Here is an 18,495-nt window from a genome sequence, read left to right as displayed (position 1 = left end):
CGTTGCCTCGCACCATCAATTTCACGACAAAGCAAGAAAACCGTCACCAAGGAAAACTTATCACGAACAATGCTTGACTACGTGGGAAGTCCCTGTAAGGGGTTAGGGGTGGGCGTGGGGAGTCAGGCCTACTGTCAGAGGCAAGCCACCAACGCAGCGTGACGCCGGCAGGTATTCCTACAAGGTATGCGACCTATCCCCCGCCGCAAACCCCATCGCCTGCCACCCACTCCAAGGCCGCTCCGGCGAATCGACCACAAAGGCAATGACCTTGAACAGCTCCCCCATCTCATGCTCGTTGATGAGTTTTTGCACCATCACGCGATCAGTCAGCGGTACGTCTTCCATGCCGTTCAGCACACCGCAGTTCAGCAAAAACCGGGCCTGGCTGGTGTAACCCAGCACCTGCAAACCGGCTTCCTGCCCGGCCAGGGCGATGCCGGTGAAGTTGACATGCGCGGTGATGTCTTTTTCGCCCACGTCCTGCAGCGCATCGGCGTCGGCCAGATGGCCGCGGTGGCACATGACGGTGCCCATGTGGCGCTGCGGGTGGTAATACTCGTGTTCGGGAAAGCCGTAGTCCAGCAGAAACACCGCGCCGGTCTGCAACCGGTCGGCCAGGGTGGCGACAAAAGCCTGGGCCTGGGGGTGAATTTCAGTCAGGTAGTCGTGTGTCCCTTCGACGTCCACCGGTGGCCGCAGTTCGGTGGGCTGGTCGGCATACACAAAAGCGTCCTCAAACACGGCCACGCCACGCTCGTGCCAAATACCGTCCGTGCGCACCAGCAATTGCACCGGCATCGCGTCCAGCACCTCGTTGCCCACCACCACACCCGTCATCTGCGCCGGCAATTCGCTGACCCAGTGCACCTTGTCGGCGTGGGCGGCCAGGCGTTCGCGCTGGCGTGCCTGCAGGCTGCCGGACAAATCCACGATGGTGTAACGCTGGATCTCCGGCAGCGCCTCCAGAATTTGCAGTGCCAGCGCGCCAGACCCGGCGCCAAACTCCCAGACCTCGTGGGTGCCGCTGGCCTGCAAGGCCTGCCCCACCTGCCGGGCCAGGGCCTGGCCGAAACGTGGCGAGAGCTCGGGTGCGGTCACAAAATCGCTGCCCGAGGCGGGCATCCAGCCGAATTTGCGCGAATCATGGGCGTAATACCCCAGGCCGGGGGTGTACAAGGCCAGGGCCATGAAGCGGTCAAAACCGATCCAGCCGCCGGCGGCGTGAATGGCCCCGCGCATGTGCGCGGCCAGGGTGCTCGTTAAACTAGGGGGTGTCGTCATGGTCGGGGTGCTCACCCCCGGATTGTCGGCGATTGCTCCGTTCCCAGCCTGACCCACCCCCACCCGCATGAAACCAGCGTCCCCCGCCCCTGTTGTTCTCGTCACCGGCGCCGCCAAGCGGCTGGGCCGCGAGATCGCGCTGGCGCTGGCTGCCTCCGGCTGGCGGGTCGCCGTGCATTACCGGGCATCGGAAGCCGACGCTCTCAAAACCGTAGCTGACTGCGCCCGACTGGCGGGGGCTTCAGCCCATTTCCAATCAAATCTGGACGATGAAGCCGAAGTTCGCGCCCTGCTGCCGCAAGTGATTGACCACTTCGGCCAGGTTGATGCAGTGGTCAACAACGCCTCCACCTTTGAACACGACAGCGCCGCCAGCTTCGGTTTTGCGGCGCTGGAAAAACACATGCGCAGCAACACCGGCGCCGCCATTTTGCTGGCGCAGGCCTTGCACGCCCATGTGGTCGCACGACAGGCCAGCGGCGGCGGGGCCGAGCAAACCGGCCGGTTTGCGGTCATCAACCTGCTGGACCAGAAACTCTGGAACCAGAACCCCGATTTTTTCAGTTACACCTTGTCCAAGGCGGCGCTGGAAGCGGCCAACACCATGCTGGCCATCGCCCTGGCCCCGCAACTGCGGGTGGTCGGCGTGGCGCCGGGACTGACCTTGACCAGCCATTTGCTCAGCAAAGAAAAGTTTGAGGCCCTGCACCAGCTTTCGCCGCTGGGCCGTTCGTCCAGCCCGGCCGATGTGGCCGCCACCGTCAAGTTTGCGCTGGAAAATACCTCCATCACCGGCACCACCTTGCTGGTGGACGGCGGCCAGCACCTGATGAAATTCGAGCGCGACTTCTCACTGATGTGAGCGCGCGTCCCCACACACACACCATCAACGGCCAGCCATCATGTTCAACACCCGGGGCACCCAGATCCTGACACTCAACGGTTTGCGTTTTGACGCCAACCTGGGCATTCTGGATCATGAAAAACGCGCACCGCAGCCTATCCAGGTTGATGCCGAGCTCAACCTCGGCACCCAGCCTTTGCTGCCCAGCGACGACGACATTCACCATGTGCTGGACTACCGCAAGGTGCGCCAGATCATCATCAACGAATGCACGGCCGACCATGTGAACCTGCTGGAAAGCCTGATCGGCAAACTCGCGCACCGGCTGATGTTGTTGCCCGGCGTGTTGGGGGTGCGTGTGAAAATTGCCAAACTTGAAATTTTTGAAGACTGCGAAGTCGCCATTCGCGTCGAGACCGGCCAGTGGTAAGCCACCACCGCCGCCAACCTGGGGTAAAGCCATGAGTGCTGTATTGAATGAAGAAGTGATGAACGACCTGAGCAACGAAGACACCGCAACGACCGCCAAAACCGGCCTGAAGATAGAACGCGAGGAGCACAAGCTGGAAAAACGCCTGTGCCGCGAAGTCGGCCGCGCGATTGTTGACTTCAACATGATCGAGGAAGGCGACAAGGTCATGGTCTGCGTCTCGGGCGGCAAGGACAGCTACGCGATGCTGGACATCTTGCTCAAGCTGCAAAAGCGCGCCCCCATCAACTTCGAGCTGATCGCCGTCAACCTGGACCAGAAGCAGCCCGGTTTTCCCGACCACATCCTGCCGCAGTACCTGGAGCAGCTCGGTGTGCCGTATCACATCGAAACGCAGGACACCTACAGCATTGTCAAACGTGTGATCCCCGAGGGGAAAACCATGTGTTCGCTGTGTTCGCGCCTGCGCCGCGGCATTTTGTACCGCGTGGCCGAAGAGCTGGGCGCGACCAAAATCGCGCTGGGCCACCACCGCGACGACATGTTGCAGACTTTTTTCCTGAACATGTTTTTTGCCTCCCGCCTCAAAGGCATGCCGCCCAAGCTGGTCAGCGACACCGGCAAACATGTGGTGATCCGGCCCATGGCTTATGTGCCCGAAAAAGATCTGATCAAGTGGGCCCAGGTGCGCGACTTCCCCATCATTCCCTGCACCTTGTGCGGCAGCCAGCAAAACCTGCAACGTGTGCAGGTCGGCAACATGCTGCGCGAGTGGGACAAAAAATTCCCGGGCCGTCTCGAGAACATGTTCACCTCGCTGCAAAACATCGTGCCTTCACATTTGATGGACGGCAAACAACACGACTTCAAGGGCTTGCGCAGCACCGGCATGCCGGATCCGGACGGCGACAAGGCTTTTGATGCGGAAGAGTTTTTCGAGCCCGTGCGACCCGGGCTGGCTGTTCTGACCCTGTAGCCTTTTCCTTAAGCCATTCATGCCCGAAGGCCTTATGCAACGTGCGCTGACAGCTCTTGTTTTCATAGTGACGCTGGCCCTGCTCGGGGGCTGCGCCAGCACCCGGCTGGTGGACAGCGAGGTCACCAGCTTTGCCCGCTGGACACCGGCGCCACCCGCGCCGGGGGCCAATTACCGCTTCGAGCGCCTGCCCTCGCAGCAGTCCGATGCACAGCAGCAGCAACTGGAGAGCCTGGCCCAGGCAGCACTCGCCAAAGTCGGCCTGCAGCACAACCCGTCGGCCGCCACCCTGAGCGTCCAGGTCAGCGCCAGCACCCTGCCTGTGCTGCGACCAAGCTGGGATGGGGGTTACGCGGCCTATCCCTATGGCGGCCCGAATATCTTTATTGGCGGCGGACTGGGCGGCGGCATGGAGCGGCCCTTGTACCGGCGCGAACTCAGCATCGTGATGCGGGAGTTGCGCAGCAATGCTGTGGTTTACGAAACCCGCGCCAGCAGCGAAGCGCTCTGGCAGGACAACACGCCCGTGCTGGCCGCCATGTTTGACGCCGCCTTGCGCGGCTTCCCAGTCCCCCCGGCCGGGCCACGCCGGATCAGCATAGAGATGCCCAAATGAGTGAAGCCGCCCGTGTCCTGGCCATACGCCATGGCGAAACCACCTGGAATGTCGACACCCGCATCCAGGGCCAGCTCGATGTCGGGCTCAACGACACCGGGCGCTGGCAGGCCGGCCGCCTGGGCCAGGCGCTGGCGGAAGAACCGATTGCCGCGATTTACGCCAGCGACCTGGGGCGCGCCTACGACACGGCGCTGTCCATCAGCCGGACCACCGGCGTGGCGGTACGCGCCGAAGAAGGTTTGCGCGAGCGGCATTTTGGCGAGTTCCAGGGCAAGACTTTTGCCGAAATCGAAGCCGTGTTGCCCGAACAAGCCATGCGTTGGCGCACCCGTGACCCGGACTTTGCGCCGGCCGGCGGCGAATCCTTGTTGCAATTACGCGAGCGTGTGGTCAGCACCGCCGAAAAACTCGCCGCCCGGCATCTGGGCGAACTGATTGTGCTGGTCGGCCATGGCGGCGTGATGGATGTTTTGTACCGCGCCGCCACCCGACTGGAGCTGCAGGCCGCGCGCACCTGGGCGCTGGGCAATGCGGCCATCAACCGCCTGCTCTGGACGCCGGATGGTTTTTCCCTGGTCGGCTGGGCCGACACCCAGCACCTAGACAACGCGCCCGCCCTGAAAAAACCTCTGGATGAAACGAGTACCTGATGTATTTGCTGTCTGACCTGCTGGGCAAACCTGCCGCTGACATCGACACACCCGCACTGGTGATTGACCTGGACACGATGGACCGCAACCTGGCCAGCATGGCGGCCTTTGCCGCCAAACACCAGGTCAGGCTGCGGCCCCACGCCAAGATGCACAAAAGTGCCACCCTGGCCAAGCTGCAGATGGCCCATGGCGCCGTTGGTGTCTGCGTGCAAAAAACCGCCGAAGCCGAAGCGCTGGCGGCGCTGGGCGTGAACAACATCTATATCAGCAACGAGGTGGTGTCGCCCTTCAAGCTCAAACGGGTGGTCGCACTGGCCAAGGAATTGCAAGCGCTGGGCGGCCAACTGGCCATCGCCGTGGACAGCCTGGAAGGCCTGCAGCGCCTGGCGCGGGCCGCACACGGTCAGCACACCGTCATTCGCGTTTTTATCGAGATCGATGTGGGCCACGGCCGCTGCGGCCTGACACCTGGCGCCGCCGCCGTGCCGCTGGCGGCTGAAATCGCCAGACACCCGGCGCTGCAGTTTGGCGGCTTGCAGGCCTACCATGGCCGCGCCCAGCATTTCCGCTCGGTCAGCGATAGGCATAGCGGCATCGCGCAAGTCGTCAACCATGTGCAGGCCACCCAGGCCGCCCTGCAAGCTGCCGGCCATGTTGTACCCCTGGTCACCGGCGCAGGCACGGGCACCTTCTCGCTGGAAACCGCCAGCGGCGTGTATGGCGAGTTGCAGGCTGGCTCCTACCTCTTCATGGACCGCGACTACGCGGACAACGAACGCGACCCGGCCCAACCGCAGTTTGAACATGCGCTGTTTGTCAAAAGCCAGGTCATGAGTGTGAGTGCCAGCCACGCGGTGGTGGACGCCGGCCACAAAAGCCACGCCATCGACTCCGGCTTGCCGGCGGTACACGGGCTGGACCTGGAATACGCCAATGGCGGCGACGAACACGGCATCCTGCGCGGCGCGGTGTTGCCGGCGCTGGGCGACACAGTCTGGCTGATCCCCGGCCACTGCGACCCCACGGTGAACCTGCACGACCACCTGCTGGGGGTGCGCGGCGGCCTGCAACATGGCACGGTCGAACAAATCATCAAGGTGGATGCCAGAGGCGCGTTGACCTGATTGCGCAGGAGCCTCTATGGCTAGCTGGCAGCGGTGTGGTCGTATAACCTTGGCGTTACCCGTCTCTTGTTAGCACCACTTCCCACAAGGCCTTTGACTTGACGTACTTGCGAGTCACGAAGTGCTCCAGCGACAGGCGCCGCCAGCCGGTGGCGAACAAAGAATTGACGGAAGTCTCGTCAAAAAAGCGCTTCGGTTCGCCATTAACAAGAAAGAAGTTGGGCTCGATCTCCTGGTGACCGCTCGCCCCGAAGTGATGGTCTTCGGTGGAGTTCAAGCGGCACAGCAACAAGCCACCTGGACGCAGCACCTCCCGGACGCGCTGGACGATAGACAGGGTCTCTTCCCACCCGAAGTAATGCAGGGAAAGACTCGCCACCACCAGGCCAGCTTCCTGCGTTTCGACGGGGAAAGGGTCCCGAATGTCTCTGCGCTCAATCCTCGCCGAAGGCACCCTTGCCTTCGCCACGGCGACGGCTGCGCGTGAGAGGTCAAACGCCGTCACATTCAGGTCGGCGCCGACGAGGACGGCCGTGTCGTCACCGTGACCGCAGCCCACCTCCAACACGGGGCGTTCACCGGCATGTGTGACGGCCAGGGGTAGCCAGCGCTTGAGCCAAGGATCAGAAAGCATGGGGGGCAACGGCTAGCGTTGAAGTTGAGTCACGGACCGAGGCTTAGGCCTCGGTTGCGCGCAGCACATCGCCGTAGGCGTCAAGCATTGCCTTTACTTCTCCCCACTTGTTTTCAATGGTGAGGAGGAGGTCCATCGGATGGCTGCTCCTGCGCTCGGCTTTGGCGATGCACCAGAGTAGATAGTCCAAGGTCATAGGCATGCTTCCGACTTCGAATGCGTACACGCTATTGATCGGCGCGTGTTGAGGAAACTTTTCATTCGCGGCCTTGATCGCCTTAATCAACGCAGAACTCTTACCCTTCAAAGCGATCGTCTCATGGGCTCGCGCCGCAGAAGCATGTTCCGCCGCGGCGGTCTGAGCTTGTGCGAGTTCCTCTCGAAGTTGCCGTAATTCCGCTGCTCCCGGCTTCGGGAGTGGGATGGCTGGGCCAAGAGCGCGTAAGAGCCTATTAAAGCTCGCCGAGTAGGCTGTGGGGTCGCAGAAGTCTCCATAGAGCTTTCCGTCCAAGAAGCCAGGAAGTTGGACGCGTTCAACGAGAAGTGGCAACACAACCACGCGTTTCTCGCGCATCTCTCGATTCGACGCCAAATCCAGCTCCCGTGTAACCCACTGACTTGCAACGGATGCCGATGAGATGATGGCCGCCACGAAGTCGACTTGATCAATCCCCTCGCGGATCTTCGCGACCAGAGAGTCGCCAATATTGATCTCGGCCTCATCTATCCAAACTGTGTGCCCCGCAACGCGCAGGTCGGCGGCCAGCCTGCGGGCGAATGGCTTGTCGGCATGCGAATGACTCAGGAAGACGCTACTCATATCGTTATGTGATGGTGATGGGTTCTGAGGACTAACGTGAGATAGATCGTCGGATAAACCGGCTGTCCCAGTTTATCCGACGAGATATAACAAAAGAACAGCGTTTGCATGAAGCCGCCTCAAGCCCCACAACGCGCTTGTCAAGGCGATTTGGCTGAAGGGGCCCTGTCGAATCGTGTGCCCCGTCGTTGGATGTCCGCTCGATATGATGGCTTAGGCCGCACCCGCCCCCTCTGCGAGGGCCTTCAGCTTGCGGAGTGTGACCGGAAGGCCTGAGTTCAGTTGCTTGGACAGCATGGGGCCTAGAACAAAGGACAGCAAACCTGAGAAGCTAACCCTGTGGACGACCTCTGTCGCTCCTGGCACGGGGACGAGCTCGTGCTCGAACAACATGCGAAACAGGGGAATCTTCGACTCGACCGTGAAGCACCTGCCGGGCACCACTTGCGTAAGAACCATTGGAACGGTCATGCCCTTAGAGGGCGTGATTCGGCCGCGGCTACCGACGCGAAATGGACCTTCAAGAAAGGCCTGTTTTGTGTCCGGGTCCCACGTGTGCCAGTTCTGGACATCCTCGTATATCCGGAAGACTGTTTCGGGGGACGCAGCGATGGCGATTCGGTGTTCAACTTGCATTTAGAATTTTCAGAAAAGGGAAAAGTGACCTGAGCGGCCTACCGTGATGTAGATCGTCGAACAAACCGACAGTCCCAGCTTATCCGGCGGGATAAACAAAAAAGCAGCGTTTGCGTGAAACCGCCCTCGGGCCCCACAACCCGCTTGGCATGGCGCTTTGGCTGCAACGCGCCTGCCTGACCTTTTGAGAACACATGATCCACATCCCTCATACACCCAGCCGCCTATCCTCCCAATCACAGCGCTTGCTCGGATGGTTGTGCGAGATGTTACGTGACCGGCGATGGATGGGATATGGTGGGCCCGAGTTTTTCTGCCTTGCCACCGCCACGGCAAGCTTGAGCCGATCATCAGGGTTGATGCCAGAGGCGCGTTGACCTGAGTCAGGCCAGAATCGCGGGATGAACTCAAGCCAGATCATCGTCCTCGCCGTCCCGTTTTTCCTGCTGCTGATCGTGCTGGAGTTCGCCTGGGGTTATGTCAAAGGCCGCAACACCTACCGTCTGAACGACGCCGTCAACAGCCTCAGCCTGGGCATGTTGAGCCAGCTCAGCGCGGTGTTCACACGGCTGCTGCGGGTTGGCATTTACACCTCGATTTATGCCTCGGTCGCGCTGTTTCCCAACGCCGAGTTCTGGAACCACTGGTATGGCTGGCTGCTGGCGCTGGTGTTTTACGATTTTTGTTATTACTGGCTGCACCGCGCCGGCCATGAATCTGCGGTGTTCTGGGCCGCCCACGTGGTGCACCACCAGAGCCAGGACTACAACCTCTCGACCGCCCTGCGGCAAACCAGCAGCGGCGCCCTGCTGGGCTGGATTTTTTACATCCCCATGGCCGTGGCCGGCGTGCCGCCGCTGCTGTTTGGCATCGTTGCGCTGATCGACCTGCTTTACCAGTTCTGGGTACACACCGAACATGTGCGCAAGCTGGGCTGGTTTGACCGCTGGTTCTGCTCACCCTCCAACCACCGCGTGCACCACGCGGTCAACGACCGCTACCTGGACCGCAACTACGGCGGCATCCTCATCATCTGGGACCGCTTGTTCGGCAGCTTCAAGGAAGAAGACGAAAAATGTGTCTACGGCACGCGCAGCCCGCTCAACAGCTGGGACCCGCTCTGGGCCAATACCGAGGTCTACTGGAGCCTGCTCAAAGACAGCTGGCACGCGAAAAATTGGGGCGACAAGCTACGCGTCTGGTTCAAACCGCCGGGCTGGCGGCCGGCCGATGTGGCGGGGCGGTTTCCCAAGACACCTTTCGACATGACCCAACTGGAAGTTTTTCATCCCCCGCTGAGCCAGACCGTGCGCTGGTTTGGCGTCCTGCAGTTTGGGCTGCTTTTGTGGGGCGTGATCGCCTACCTTTGGTATGCCGAGGCCATGGCCCTGGTGCCGCGCGTGATCTGGTTGCTGGCCTTGCTGGCCGGTTTGTGGAGCGTGGGCGGCCTGCTGCAGGGCCGGCTAAGCATGCTGCAAGTGTTGCTGATCGAATCCGCCGCCCTGGTCACGGCCAGCGCGGCGCTGGGCTTGCGTGAGATACACCTGGTGTTGAAACCCTTGACCCTGCTGCTCGCTATGGTTTTGGTAGCTGCTCGCGCCCGTCCATTCTGGGCTAGAGGCCGATTTGACGCGTATCTTCTGGCCGCATTGGCCGCCAGCCTGGCCGGCGACGTGTTGCTGATGGTCCCGGGTTATTTCATCCCCGGGCTGCTGGCCTTTCTGGTGGCCCACCTGTTCTACATCGCGCTGCTTCGGCAAGGGGTGGCCTGGTTTCCCAGCCGCCGGACCTTGTGGCTCACGCTGGCCACCGGCCTGGCCATGTACGCTTTTTTATGGCCCAGCCTGAGCCCCGTGCTCAAGGGCGCGGTGGCCGCCTATGTGCTGGTGATCACCCTGATGGCGGCGCAGGCCATAGGCCGCGCACTGGTGCTGCGCGACAAGGCCTCGGTCGCCGTCGCCGTGGGTGCCGGCTTTTTTATGCTGAGTGATGCCTTGCTGGCGACCAACCGTTTTGTGCAGCCGCTGCCGCTGGCGCAGTTGTGGGTACTGGGCACCTATTACGTGGCGCAAATCCTGATCGCCAGCCACGCCCGGCCCGTGCGCCCGTCAGGACACAAACAGGTCTAAGCCGCCATCCTGCCGGTTGGCCGGCGCCGTCACGCCCAAGTGCCGGTAAGCCGCCAGTGTGGCGATGCGCCCGCGCGGCGTGCGTTGCAAAAAGCCCTGCTGGATCAAATAAGGCTCGATCACGTCTTCAATCGTGTCGCGCTCTTCACCGATGCTGGCGGCGATGTTGTCCAGGCCCACCGGCCCGCCGTCAAAACGGTGAATCACCGCCTCCAGCAGTTTGCGGTCCATCACGTCAAACCCTTGCGGGTCCACGTCCAGCATGGCCAGCGCCTTGTTGGCAATCGCCAGGGTGATCTGGCCCGTGCCCTTGACTTCGGCGTAGTCGCGCACGCGGCGCAGCAATCGGTTGGCAATACGCGGCGTGCCGCGTGAGCGGCGGGCGATCTCGAAACCGCCTTCGGTATCCATGGGCACATTCAGCAGGCCGGCACTGCGCCTGACAATGCGGGCCAGCTCGTCGGCGGAATAAAACTCCAGCCGCGCGACGATGCCGAAACGGTCACGCAGCGGATTGGTCAACATGCCGGCACGTGTGGTCGCGCCGACCAGTGTGAAGGGCTGCAAATCAAGCTTGATGCTGCGCGCCGCCGGGCCTTCGCCGATCATGATGTCGATCTGGTAGTCCTCCAGCGCGGGGTACAAAATTTCTTCAACGACCGGGCTCAGACGGTGGATCTCGTCGATGAACAACACGTCGTTTTTTTCGAGATTGGTCAGCAGCGCCGCCAGGTCTTTGGGTTTTTCCAGCACCGGACCCGAGGTCTGGCGCAGGTTCACACCCAGCTCATGCGCAATGATGTGGCTCAGCGTGGTTTTGCCCAGACCGGGCGGGCCGAACAACAAGACGTGGTCCATGGCCTCGCCGCGTTTGCGCGCCGCGCCTATAAAAATTTCCAGCTGCTCGCGCACCTTGGACTGGCCGACGTAGTCGTCGAACAACTTGGGGCGCAGCGCACGTTCAATCGCCTCTTCGTTCGGCGATGCCGGTGCGGCCGACATCACACGTTTGGCCGGCGGCACGCCCGACATGTCGAAGTCGTCGGTCTGGATGCTCATAAAGCCCCCACGCTTGTCACTGCGTGTACTGCGCTGCCCCCCGGGGGGGCCGCTGCGCCTGCGGCCCGGCTAAGCCGGTTCCGCGGCCCTGGCTGGTTTGAATCAGAACTCCGCATGTTTGTCGCTTCGTGTATGGCGCTCATTTTGCGAGGGCCTTCAGTGCCAGCTTGATACCGTCACTGACACCAATGTCTTTGGGCAAGGCTTTCAGCGCCAGCGCGGCATCGCGGTCGCTGTAACCCAGGGCCACCAGCGCCTGCAGGATGTCGGACTGGGCATCGTTGGCCACATTGACCTGGATGCCCATGTCGGCGCCCAGCTTGCCTTTGAGTTCCAGCAACAGGCGCTCGGCGGTTTTTTTACCGATGCCGGGCACCTTGATGATGCGGCCGGCTTCCTGGCTGGTCACGGCCTGGGCCAGCTCGTCCACACTCATGCCGCTGAGCACACTGAGCGCGGTACGCGGGCCAACGCCGGAAATCTTGATCAGCTGGCGAAAGGCTGCCCGTTCATTGGCCGAGCCAAAACCGTACAGGATTTGGGCGTCTTCGCGCACCACAAAATGGGTCAACAGGCTGACTTTGTCGCCCAGACCGGGCAGGTTGTAAAAGGTGCTCATGGGCACCAGCACCTCGTAACCGACACCGTTGCAGTCCACCAGAAGCTCCGGCGGGTTTTTTTCGGCCAGCAGGCCACTTATTCGTCCGATCATGGGCAAATCTTATCAGTCAGCACTGACTTAAATATGGAGGGACAATCACGGCTGGCGCCCGCCAAACCCGATCCCTGCCTGAAAAGCCTCCAGGAAAACACGCTTTTGATTCTCCGCCACACCTTCACGCCGCCGAACAACACCCGCATGGGCCATTTGTGCGGTCCCCTGGACGGCCACATCCGCACCATCGAGGCGGCGTTGCAGGTCACGATTGCGCACCGTTTTGAGCAGTTCAAGATAGACGGCACCAAGGTCCGCGCCAACCAGGCGCTGGAGGTCTTGCAAGCCCTGTACGAAATCGCGCAGCGCCCGATTCCCGAAGAAATCGTGCAGCTGATGCTGGCCGGCGACACCGCCCTGAGCGTGGCGCCTGACGGCGCGATGGCGCTGTCCACCCGCCGCGCCGATTTGCGCGCTCGCACGGTGAACCAGGGCGTTTACCTGGAAAACATCGCCACCCACGACATCACCTTCGGCATAGGCCCGGCCGGCACCGGAAAAACCTATCTGGCCGTGGCCTGCGCGGTGGATGCGCTGGAGCGCAGCGCGGTGCAACGCATTGTGCTGACACGACCGGCGGTGGAAGCCGGCGAACGCCTGGGCTTTTTGCCGGGCGACCTGAACCAGAAAGTCGACCCCTATTTGCGTCCGCTGTACGACGCGCTCTACGAACTCATGGGGTTTGAGCGTGTGCAAAAAGCCTTTGAGCGTCAGCAGATCGAAATCGCGCCGCTGGCCTTCATGCGCGGCCGCACCTTGAACCATGCGTTTGTGATCCTGGACGAGGCGCAAAACACCACGCCCGAACAGATGAAGATGTTTTTGACGCGTATCGGTTTCGGCGCCAAGGCCGTGGTGACCGGCGACGTCAGCCAGGTCGATCTGCCGCGCACCCAGCTCAGCGGGCTGGTGGATGCCGAACGTGTGCTCAAACGGGTCAAGGGTATTGCGATCACCCGATTGACCAGCGCCGACGTGGTGCGGCACCCGCTGGTGGCGCGTATCGTGGATGCCTACGACGGCTACAAAGGGAAAGACAGCACCGAAGATGCTACTGATTCGGTCGTGCCTATCGCCCGCCCCGGCCGGACCAGGAGCCGCAATGGCTCTTAAGCACCTGCAACTCTCGCTGCAGTTCGGCGACTTGAAAGACGCCGCCCGGCACCGCGCCGCCCTGCCCCGCCACAGCGTGACCCGCTGGATACGCCACGCGCTGGAAAACGATGCGGAGATCACCGTGCGTATCGTGGACGCCGAAGAAGGCCAGGCGCTGAACCGCGACTACCGGCAAAAAGACTACGCCACCAATGTGCTGACCTTTGACTACACACAAGCACCAGTCGTCACCGCCGACCTGGTGTTGTGCGCACCGGTCGTGGCCAAAGAGGCCAAGGACAACAAAAAAACGCTGCAAGCCCATTACGCGCATTTGCTGGTGCACGGCACCCTGCACGCGCAGGGCTACGACCACGAAACCGGCCAGCAGGATGCCGAAGAAATGGAAGCCCTGGAGACCCGGGTGCTCGCGGGACTGGGTTTCAAGAATCCGTATTAGTCACACACCCCAAGGACTGAGGCCATGCACACGCACCACCAACACCTGTTCAAAACCGACTTGCGCAAACTGCGCCCCACCCAGATCACGGTGGGTTACGCAGAAGTCGAGGAAAAACGAGGCTTGTGGAGCGGCATGGGCAAAACCCAGCGCAAGCAGTTTCTGGACAACCACTGGTTTCCCGCCGTGCGTGGCCCGAATGACAACTTCTACATCGTCGATCACCACCACCTGGGGCTGGCACTGCTGGAAGAAGGCGTGAACCAGAGTTTTGTGGTGCTGCTCAAGGACTTGAGTTTGCTGGACAAGGACGAGTTCTGGACCGTGATGGACCACCACCAGTGGGTTCACCCCTACGATGGACGCGGCCGCCGCCGAACCATGGCCGAACTGCCCAAAACCCTGGACCAGCTTAAGGACGACCCCTACCGCAGCCTGGCCGGGGAAGTGCGCCATGCCGGCGGCTTCCCCAAGGACGCCACGCCATTCGTGGAATTTTTGTGGGCCGACTTTTTTCGCCGCCGCATCAGCGCCAAGCAGGTGAAGCGCGATCCGGATGCCGGGCTGCAACAGGCGCTCACTTTGTGTCACAGCCCCGAAGCCGCACACCTGCCGGGTTGGTCGGGTGTGGCCACGCCGCTGGTCGCCTAGCCCCTGACCCGACCCACCACGTCGTTTCGTGACCACGGCCCAGTCCGCATCCCCGCGAAACACCTGGTGGGCTGACCTGCTGGCGGGCATCTCGGTGGCCGGAGTGCTGCTGCCAGAGTCTGTGGCCTATGCCGCGATTGCCGGCGTGGCGCCCATGCACGCGCTGCTGGCCGCCTTGATCGGCTTGTGCCTCTACCCCTGGTTCGGGACCAGCCGTTTTGCCGTGGTGGCGCCCACCTCGTCCGCGGCCGCCGTATTTGCTTCGGCGGCGGCGATAGGCGGACCGGTCATGGGCTATACGCTGGTCAGCCTGACCGGGGCCTTGTTCCTGGCGGCCGCGGCCCTGCGCGCGGGCTTTCTGGGGGCGTTTATTTCGCGACCGGTGCTCCGCGGTTTTGCCTGGGCGCTGGCCCTCACTATCATGCTCAAGCAGGTGCCATTGCTGATGGGTGTACACGCCAGCGGCGCCCAGTTCGGCCCACTGGTCTGGAACCTGCTCATCGCCGCCCCCCAAACCCATCTGCCCAGCCTGCTGCTGGGCACGGCGGCACTGCTGCTGTGGCTGGGGCTTTACCACGGGATGCAGCGCTGGCGCTTTCTGCCGGTCTCCCTGGTGGTGCTGGTCCTGGGTGTCATGGCCTCGGCCGGCCTGGACCTGGGCGCACGCGATGTGACGCTGGTGGGCGACATCCACTGGCAAGCCCTGTCCTGGCGTCTGCCCAACATGAGCACCGACCATTGGCTGCGCGCCACGGAAATTGCACCCGCCCTGCTCCTGATCCTGTTTGCCGAATCCTGGGGCTCGGTGCGCTCACTGGCCCTGCAAAACGGCGACAAGGTCGATGCCAACCGCGAACTGCTGGCCTTGGGTGCCGCCAATGTCGCCAGCGGCCTGGTGCAAGGCCTGCCGGTGGGCGCGGGTTTCTCGGCCGCATCGGCCAACCACGCCGCCGGTGGCCGCAGCCGATGGGCGGGGGTGGCCGCTGCGTTGGCACTCGCGCTGCTGTTGTGGCTGGCCCGGCCCGGAATTGCGCTGCTGCCCGTGCCGGTGCTGGCCGCCGTGGTGATCGGCATTCTTTCGCACAATCTGTGGCCACGTGCGGTGCTGGCCAGCCTGCACCTGGGCGGGGACGCCTGGCTGGCAGGGGCCGCAGCCTTGGGCGTGCTGCTGTTCGGCGTGTTGTTTGGCATGCTGCTGGCCGTGGGCCTGTCGCTGCTGCTGGCCATGCGGCGTTTTGCGCAGCCGATTGTCACGGAACTCGGCCAGTTGCCCGGAACACGCGACTACATTGACCGGTCACGCCATGCCAACGCCACCCCGGTCGCGGGCGCCCTGATCATGCGCCCTGAAGAGCCCCTGTTTTTTGCCAATGCGGAACGCATTTTCCAGGTGGTGCGCCAACGCGCCGAGGCCAGCGCGGCCCGCGCCGTGGTGCTCAGCCTGGAGGTCTGCGACGACCTGGACAGCACGGCGGTGGAAGCGCTCGGAGAATTCGTGGTCGGCCTGAAGCAGCAAGGGGTGGCGCTGTTGCTGGCACGCGTCAAGGACAGGCCGCGCGAGGCGCTGCTGCGCGCCGGCCTCACAGACATCTCTCCGGCGGTCGTGTCGATGTTCTGGAGCGTGGACGACGCGGTCAATGCCATCCCGACAACAAGCGCTACGCCACCCGGAGTGGAATCGTCACCGGCCCGTCGTTGACCAGGTGCACCTGCATGTCGGCCGCAAACTGCCCGGTCTGCACCACGGGATGGGCCAGCCGGGCCTGCGCCACAAAATAGTCGTACAACCGGCGCCCTTCATCGGGTGCGGCGGCGTTGGTGAAACTGGGCCGGTTGCCGCCCGACACATCGGCGGCCAGGGTGAACTGGCTCACGATGAGCAGGCCGCCGTTCACGTCCTGCACGCTCAGGTTCATCTTGCCGGCTTCGTCTGAAAAAATTCGCAGCTTCAAAATTTTGGCCAGCAACTTGTCGGCCTGCACCTCGCTGTCGCCGCGTTCGGCGCACAACAAGACCAGCAGGCCGGCGCCAATCTCGCCAACAACTTCTCCCCCCACCAGCACACGCGCCTGGCCGACGCGCTGAATCACGCTGTTCACATCAAATCCTTCTCATCATCAAAGTGCGCCTCCACGTCGGACGGCAACAACTGGATGGTAGCCCGCAGGCCGGGCACGGCGCTCATCAAGGCCTGCTCGACGCTGGTACGCACGGCCGCCGCACGACCCAGGGACCAACTGGCCGGCATGTGCATGTGTAAATCGACAAAACGCCGCTGACCTGCGCGGCGTGTGCTCATGTGGTCAAAACGGATGGTCGGGTGCGCAAACCCTTCCAGCGTTTTGTGAATCTCGGCCAACACCTCCGGCTCCACCGCTTCGTCCATCAGCCCCTGGGACGAGCGCCAGATCAGTTTGCCACCTTCCCACAGGATGTTCAGGGCCACACCGATCGCCACCAGCGCGTCCAGCCACAACCAGCCGGTCAGAACCACGGCGCCAATACCGATGACCACACCGGCCGAGGTCCAGACATCGGTGACCAGGTGTTTGGCATCGGCTTCCAGCGCAATCGAGCGATGCGTTTTGGCTGCATGAAACATCACCCAGGCCAACAAGCCGTTGAGGCCGGAGCTGAGCACGGACAGGACCAGCCCCCAACCCACCTGCTGCAGCGGTTGCGGGTCCAAGATGCGGTGGCCGGCCGCCCAGATGATGGCCATCGCGGCGCCGATGATCAACACGCCTTCAAAGCCGGACGAAAAATACTCGGCCTTGTGGTGGCCGTAAGGATGTTCGTCGTCGGCCGGCCGCTGCGCGATGGTGACCATGGCCAGGCCAAACAGCGCGCTGGCCAGATTGACAAACGACTCCATCGCATCGGACAACAAACCCACCGAATCGGTGATGTACCAGGCACCGGTTTTGAGAGCGATGGTGAGCAGCGCCACGACCACGGAGGCCAGGAGCAGGCGCTGCGGGGTCCAGAAAGGCCAGGAGAATAAATTCATGACGCCCTTTTGGTGACCCAATTCACGAAGTACAAGAAAATTCCATGCAGGCCCCAATGAAATCAAGACAAGCCTCTATACGATATTGTGATCCAGACCAGAGGGCCCCCATGAAAAACAAATACCGACTACTGCTGGGCAGCGTCGTCGTACTGAGCACCAGCGTGTTCGCGCAGGAAATCGTCACCGTTGTACCCGCCACACCAGCCATGGGCCTGCCCGTCATGGCCACCGCACCGGTGGCCATCCATGCCGGCGTTTTGAAGTCAGTGCGGGGTGAGGTGTCCCTGCTCAATGCCAAGGGTGTCGCACGGCCGGCCCGCGCCGGTGAACAGGTTTTACCCACAGACCGCATCGTGACGGGCGCCGACGCCGCCGCCAGCCTGGTGCTGCGCGACGGCACGGTGATGGTGCTGGGTCCGGTCTCACAACTGGATCTCAAGGCTTTTCAATTTGACGCCGTGACACACAAAGGCAATCTGCTGGTCAGCCTGCTGCAGGGGTCTATGCGCATGTTGACCGGCCTGCTCGGCAAGACCGAGCCCGAAGCCGTGCGCATCGACACCGGGTCTGCCTACGTCGGCATTCGCGGTACGGATTTCATCGTTCAGGCCGACCCGATCTGATGGCCGATCAACGTCCTCCATTTTTCACCGTCTTTTGGCTGCTGGGATTCAGCGCACTGCTGGCGGCCTGTACCTCGCCGGGCACGCGTGTCGTGTTGCTGCCGCAAGACGATGGCCAGCCCTCGGCGGTGGCCGTCCACGCCAAGGGCGGTGAACGGGTTTTGTCCCAGCCCTATCAGCGCGCCATCGCCCTGACCCATTCCACCGGCGCGCCCCGGCTCGACAAGGTCGACCCGGCCAAACTCCGGGCCGACAATGCCAGCCTGTTTGACATGCGTCCGCCCAAACCGGGGCGTTACATCGTGCACTTTGAGATCGGTGGCACCGCGCTCACCCTTGAATCGCAGCAAGCCATGGACGCGGCCCTGGCGGACGCGCTGGCGCGCAGTGGCGGCGACATCGTGATCACCGGCCACACCGACACCGTGGGGCCGGGTCCGGGCAACGATGCCTTGTCGCGCCTGCGCGCCCAGGAGGTGCAGCAGATGTTTATTGGCCGCGGCTTTCCTGCGCTGCGTATCGAGGCCGCCGGACGCGGCGAACGCGAGTTGCTGATACCGACACCCGACGAGACGGAAGAGCCGCGCAATCGGCGTGTGGTCATCGAGGTTAGATAAAAAAAGGGCTGTGGCCCTTATTCCATCTGCGCAAGCAGCTATCAAAACAGAAGCGACTCATACCCACGCAGCAGCCTCCGCGCGCTGCGCCTGAGCCGCCCGGCGATTCAGCA

Annotated in this window: 21 protein-coding genes; 13 read left to right on the top strand and 8 right to left on the bottom strand. The window is 62.5% G+C overall.

The genetic code is table 11. The annotated features are described in order from the left end of the window. Positions 1–177: 177 nt before the first annotated feature. Positions 178–1,284, bottom strand: coding sequence for a class I SAM-dependent methyltransferase (locus R6254_RS21520; RefSeq protein ID WP_318409736.1), 1,107 nt, complete (start codon positions 1,282–1,284; stop codon positions 178–180). A gap of 67 nt (positions 1,285–1,351) precedes the next feature. Here R6254_RS21520 and R6254_RS21515 point away from each other — a divergent pair, with 67 nt between their 5' ends. The 6 genes from R6254_RS21515 to R6254_RS21490 are packed head-to-tail and all read left to right on the top strand — an operon-like array spanning position 1,352 to position 5,930. After that, a complete protein-coding gene (locus R6254_RS21515; RefSeq protein WP_318409735.1) occupies positions 1,352–2,146 on the top strand; it encodes an SDR family oxidoreductase in 795 nt (264 codons plus the stop codon). Between the two features lie 40 nt (positions 2,147–2,186). Then, on the top strand, positions 2,187–2,558 hold the full coding sequence (locus R6254_RS21510) for a dihydroneopterin aldolase (RefSeq protein WP_318409734.1): 372 nt from the start codon (positions 2,187–2,189) through the stop codon (positions 2,556–2,558). A 58-nt stretch (positions 2,559–2,616) separates the two neighbouring features. Then, positions 2,617–3,534: a tRNA 2-thiocytidine(32) synthetase TtcA gene (ttcA, locus tag R6254_RS21505; protein ID WP_412103208.1), complete on the top strand. Its 918-nt coding sequence runs from the start codon at positions 2,617–2,619 to the stop codon at positions 3,532–3,534. 19 nt (positions 3,535–3,553) lie between these two features. Then, positions 3,554–4,150, top strand: a complete 597-nt coding sequence (locus R6254_RS21500) for a DUF4136 domain-containing protein (RefSeq protein WP_318409732.1) — start codon at positions 3,554–3,556, stop codon at positions 4,148–4,150. After that, the gene (locus tag R6254_RS21495; protein ID WP_318409731.1) at positions 4,147–4,803 is read left to right on the top strand and encodes a histidine phosphatase family protein; all 657 of its coding nucleotides are present in this window, start codon (positions 4,147–4,149) and stop codon (positions 4,801–4,803) included. The genes R6254_RS21500 and R6254_RS21495 overlap by 4 nt, the downstream gene beginning before the upstream one ends. Beyond that, positions 4,803–5,930: a DSD1 family PLP-dependent enzyme gene (locus R6254_RS21490; protein ID WP_318409730.1), complete on the top strand. Its 1,128-nt coding sequence runs from the start codon at positions 4,803–4,805 to the stop codon at positions 5,928–5,930. The genes R6254_RS21495 and R6254_RS21490 overlap by 1 nt, the downstream gene beginning before the upstream one ends. A 55-nt stretch (positions 5,931–5,985) precedes the next feature. On the opposite strand, the gene R6254_RS21485 is transcribed toward R6254_RS21490, so the two are convergent. The 3 genes from R6254_RS21485 to R6254_RS21475 all read right to left on the bottom strand — a co-directional run bounded on the left by R6254_RS21485 (position 5,986) and on the right by R6254_RS21475 (position 8,020). Continuing rightward, positions 5,986–6,564: a class I SAM-dependent methyltransferase gene (locus R6254_RS21485; RefSeq protein ID WP_318409729.1), complete on the bottom strand. Its 579-nt coding sequence runs from the start codon at positions 6,562–6,564 to the stop codon at positions 5,986–5,988. 43 nt (positions 6,565–6,607) lie between these two features. Then, a complete protein-coding gene (locus R6254_RS21480; protein WP_318409728.1) occupies positions 6,608–7,384 on the bottom strand; it encodes a toll/interleukin-1 receptor domain-containing protein in 777 nt (258 codons plus the stop codon). A 213-nt stretch (positions 7,385–7,597) separates the two neighbouring features. Further along, on the bottom strand, positions 7,598–8,020 hold the full coding sequence (locus tag R6254_RS21475) for an SRPBCC family protein (RefSeq protein ID WP_318409727.1): 423 nt from the start codon (positions 8,018–8,020) through the stop codon (positions 7,598–7,600). A 401-nt stretch (positions 8,021–8,421) separates the two neighbouring features. Between R6254_RS21475 and R6254_RS21470 the strand changes: the two genes are divergently transcribed. Next, positions 8,422–10,149, top strand: a complete 1,728-nt coding sequence (locus R6254_RS21470) for a lysoplasmalogenase family protein (RefSeq protein WP_318409726.1) — start codon at positions 8,422–8,424, stop codon at positions 10,147–10,149. On the opposite strand, the gene ruvB is transcribed toward R6254_RS21470, so the two are convergent. Then, on the bottom strand, positions 10,129–11,208 hold the full coding sequence (gene ruvB, locus R6254_RS21465) for a Holliday junction branch migration DNA helicase RuvB (RefSeq protein ID WP_318409725.1): 1,080 nt from the start codon (positions 11,206–11,208) through the stop codon (positions 10,129–10,131). The two genes, R6254_RS21470 and ruvB, sit on opposite strands and share 21 nt — an antisense overlap. Positions 11,209–11,347: 139 nt before the next feature. Further along, entirely contained in the window at positions 11,348–11,920 is a 573-nt protein-coding gene (ruvA, locus tag R6254_RS21460; protein ID WP_318409724.1) for a Holliday junction branch migration protein RuvA, read from the bottom strand. A gap of 105 nt (positions 11,921–12,025) precedes the next feature. Between ruvA and R6254_RS21455 the strand changes: the two genes are divergently transcribed. From R6254_RS21455 to R6254_RS21440, 4 genes are read left to right on the top strand one after another with little or no spacing between them, the layout of a single operon-like run. After that, positions 12,026–13,036 carry a PhoH family protein gene (locus R6254_RS21455; RefSeq protein WP_318409723.1) on the top strand — a complete coding sequence of 337 codons (1,011 nt, stop codon included), beginning with the start codon at positions 12,026–12,028 and terminating at the stop codon, positions 13,034–13,036. After that, positions 13,026–13,478 carry an rRNA maturation RNase YbeY gene (gene ybeY, locus R6254_RS21450; protein WP_318409722.1) on the top strand — a complete coding sequence of 151 codons (453 nt, stop codon included), beginning with the start codon at positions 13,026–13,028 and terminating at the stop codon, positions 13,476–13,478. Before R6254_RS21455 ends, ybeY begins: the two co-directional genes overlap by 11 nt. A 24-nt stretch (positions 13,479–13,502) precedes the next feature. Next, positions 13,503–14,129: a ParB-like protein gene (locus tag R6254_RS21445; RefSeq protein WP_318409721.1), complete on the top strand. Its 627-nt coding sequence runs from the start codon at positions 13,503–13,505 to the stop codon at positions 14,127–14,129. Positions 14,130–14,157: 28 nt separating this feature from the next. Then, positions 14,158–15,828 carry a SulP family inorganic anion transporter gene (locus R6254_RS21440; protein WP_318409720.1) on the top strand — a complete coding sequence of 557 codons (1,671 nt, stop codon included), beginning with the start codon at positions 14,158–14,160 and terminating at the stop codon, positions 15,826–15,828. Here the strand turns inward: R6254_RS21440 and dtd are convergent. Together dtd and R6254_RS21430 are read right to left on the bottom strand one after the other, a co-directional pair. Then, positions 15,788–16,228, bottom strand: a complete 441-nt coding sequence (dtd, locus tag R6254_RS21435) for a D-aminoacyl-tRNA deacylase (protein WP_318409719.1) — start codon at positions 16,226–16,228, stop codon at positions 15,788–15,790. The two genes, R6254_RS21440 and dtd, sit on opposite strands and share 41 nt — an antisense overlap. Further along, positions 16,225–17,139, bottom strand: coding sequence for a cation diffusion facilitator family transporter (locus tag R6254_RS21430; RefSeq protein ID WP_318409718.1), 915 nt, complete (start codon positions 17,137–17,139; stop codon positions 16,225–16,227). Before R6254_RS21430 ends, dtd begins: the two co-directional genes overlap by 4 nt. A gap of 110 nt (positions 17,140–17,249) precedes the next feature. Between R6254_RS21430 and R6254_RS21425 the strand changes: the two genes are divergently transcribed. Together R6254_RS21425 and R6254_RS21420 are read left to right on the top strand one after the other, a co-directional pair. Then, a complete protein-coding gene (locus R6254_RS21425) occupies positions 17,250–17,765 on the top strand; it encodes a FecR family protein (RefSeq protein ID WP_318409717.1) in 516 nt (171 codons plus the stop codon). Beyond that, positions 17,765–18,382 (top strand): OmpA family protein, encoded by a 618-nt coding sequence (locus tag R6254_RS21420; protein WP_318409716.1) that lies wholly within the window; start codon positions 17,765–17,767, stop codon positions 18,380–18,382. Before R6254_RS21425 ends, R6254_RS21420 begins: the two co-directional genes overlap by 1 nt. Positions 18,383–18,495: the final 113 nt, after the last annotated feature.

This window comes from Polaromonas potterensis (assembly GCF_033446725.1).
Classification (GTDB): domain Bacteria; phylum Pseudomonadota; class Gammaproteobacteria; order Burkholderiales; family Burkholderiaceae_C; genus Polaromonas.
This window is presented reverse-complemented; position numbering and strand designations above follow the sequence as displayed.

Excerpts from the sequence above, each read along its gene's own strand:
- R6254_RS21515 (WP_318409735.1), top strand. The coding sequence starts at position 1,352 with ATGAAACCAGCGTCCCCCGCCCCTGTTGTTCTCGTCACCGGCGCCGCC.
- R6254_RS21490 (WP_318409730.1), top strand. The coding sequence starts at position 4,803 with ATGTATTTGCTGTCTGACCTGCTGGGCAAACCTGCCGCTGACATCGAC.
- R6254_RS21430 (WP_318409718.1), bottom strand. The coding sequence starts at position 17,139 with ATGAATTTATTCTCCTGGCCTTTCTGGACCCCGCAGCGCCTGCTCCTG.
- R6254_RS21470 (WP_318409726.1), top strand. The coding sequence starts at position 8,422 with ATGAACTCAAGCCAGATCATCGTCCTCGCCGTCCCGTTTTTCCTGCTG.
- R6254_RS21500 (WP_318409732.1), top strand. The coding sequence starts at position 3,554 with ATGCCCGAAGGCCTTATGCAACGTGCGCTGACAGCTCTTGTTTTCATA.
- R6254_RS21475 (WP_318409727.1), bottom strand. The coding sequence starts at position 8,020 with ATGCAAGTTGAACACCGAATCGCCATCGCTGCGTCCCCCGAAACAGTC.
- R6254_RS21425 (WP_318409717.1), top strand. The coding sequence starts at position 17,250 with ATGAAAAACAAATACCGACTACTGCTGGGCAGCGTCGTCGTACTGAGC.
- R6254_RS21480 (WP_318409728.1), bottom strand. The coding sequence starts at position 7,384 with ATGAGTAGCGTCTTCCTGAGTCATTCGCATGCCGACAAGCCATTCGCC.
- ybeY (WP_318409722.1), top strand. The coding sequence starts at position 13,026 with ATGGCTCTTAAGCACCTGCAACTCTCGCTGCAGTTCGGCGACTTGAAA.
- ruvA (WP_318409724.1), bottom strand. The coding sequence starts at position 11,920 with ATGATCGGACGAATAAGTGGCCTGCTGGCCGAAAAAAACCCGCCGGAG.
- R6254_RS21520 (WP_318409736.1), bottom strand. The coding sequence starts at position 1,284 with ATGACGACACCCCCTAGTTTAACGAGCACCCTGGCCGCGCACATGCGC.
- R6254_RS21485 (WP_318409729.1), bottom strand. The coding sequence starts at position 6,564 with ATGCTTTCTGATCCTTGGCTCAAGCGCTGGCTACCCCTGGCCGTCACA.
- R6254_RS21445 (WP_318409721.1), top strand. The coding sequence starts at position 13,503 with ATGCACACGCACCACCAACACCTGTTCAAAACCGACTTGCGCAAACTG.
- R6254_RS21420 (WP_318409716.1), top strand. The coding sequence starts at position 17,765 with ATGGCCGATCAACGTCCTCCATTTTTCACCGTCTTTTGGCTGCTGGGA.
- R6254_RS21510 (WP_318409734.1), top strand. The coding sequence starts at position 2,187 with ATGTTCAACACCCGGGGCACCCAGATCCTGACACTCAACGGTTTGCGT.
- ruvB (WP_318409725.1), bottom strand. The coding sequence starts at position 11,208 with ATGAGCATCCAGACCGACGACTTCGACATGTCGGGCGTGCCGCCGGCC.
- ttcA (WP_412103208.1), top strand. The coding sequence starts at position 2,617 with ATGAACGACCTGAGCAACGAAGACACCGCAACGACCGCCAAAACCGGC.
- R6254_RS21495 (WP_318409731.1), top strand. The coding sequence starts at position 4,147 with ATGAGTGAAGCCGCCCGTGTCCTGGCCATACGCCATGGCGAAACCACC.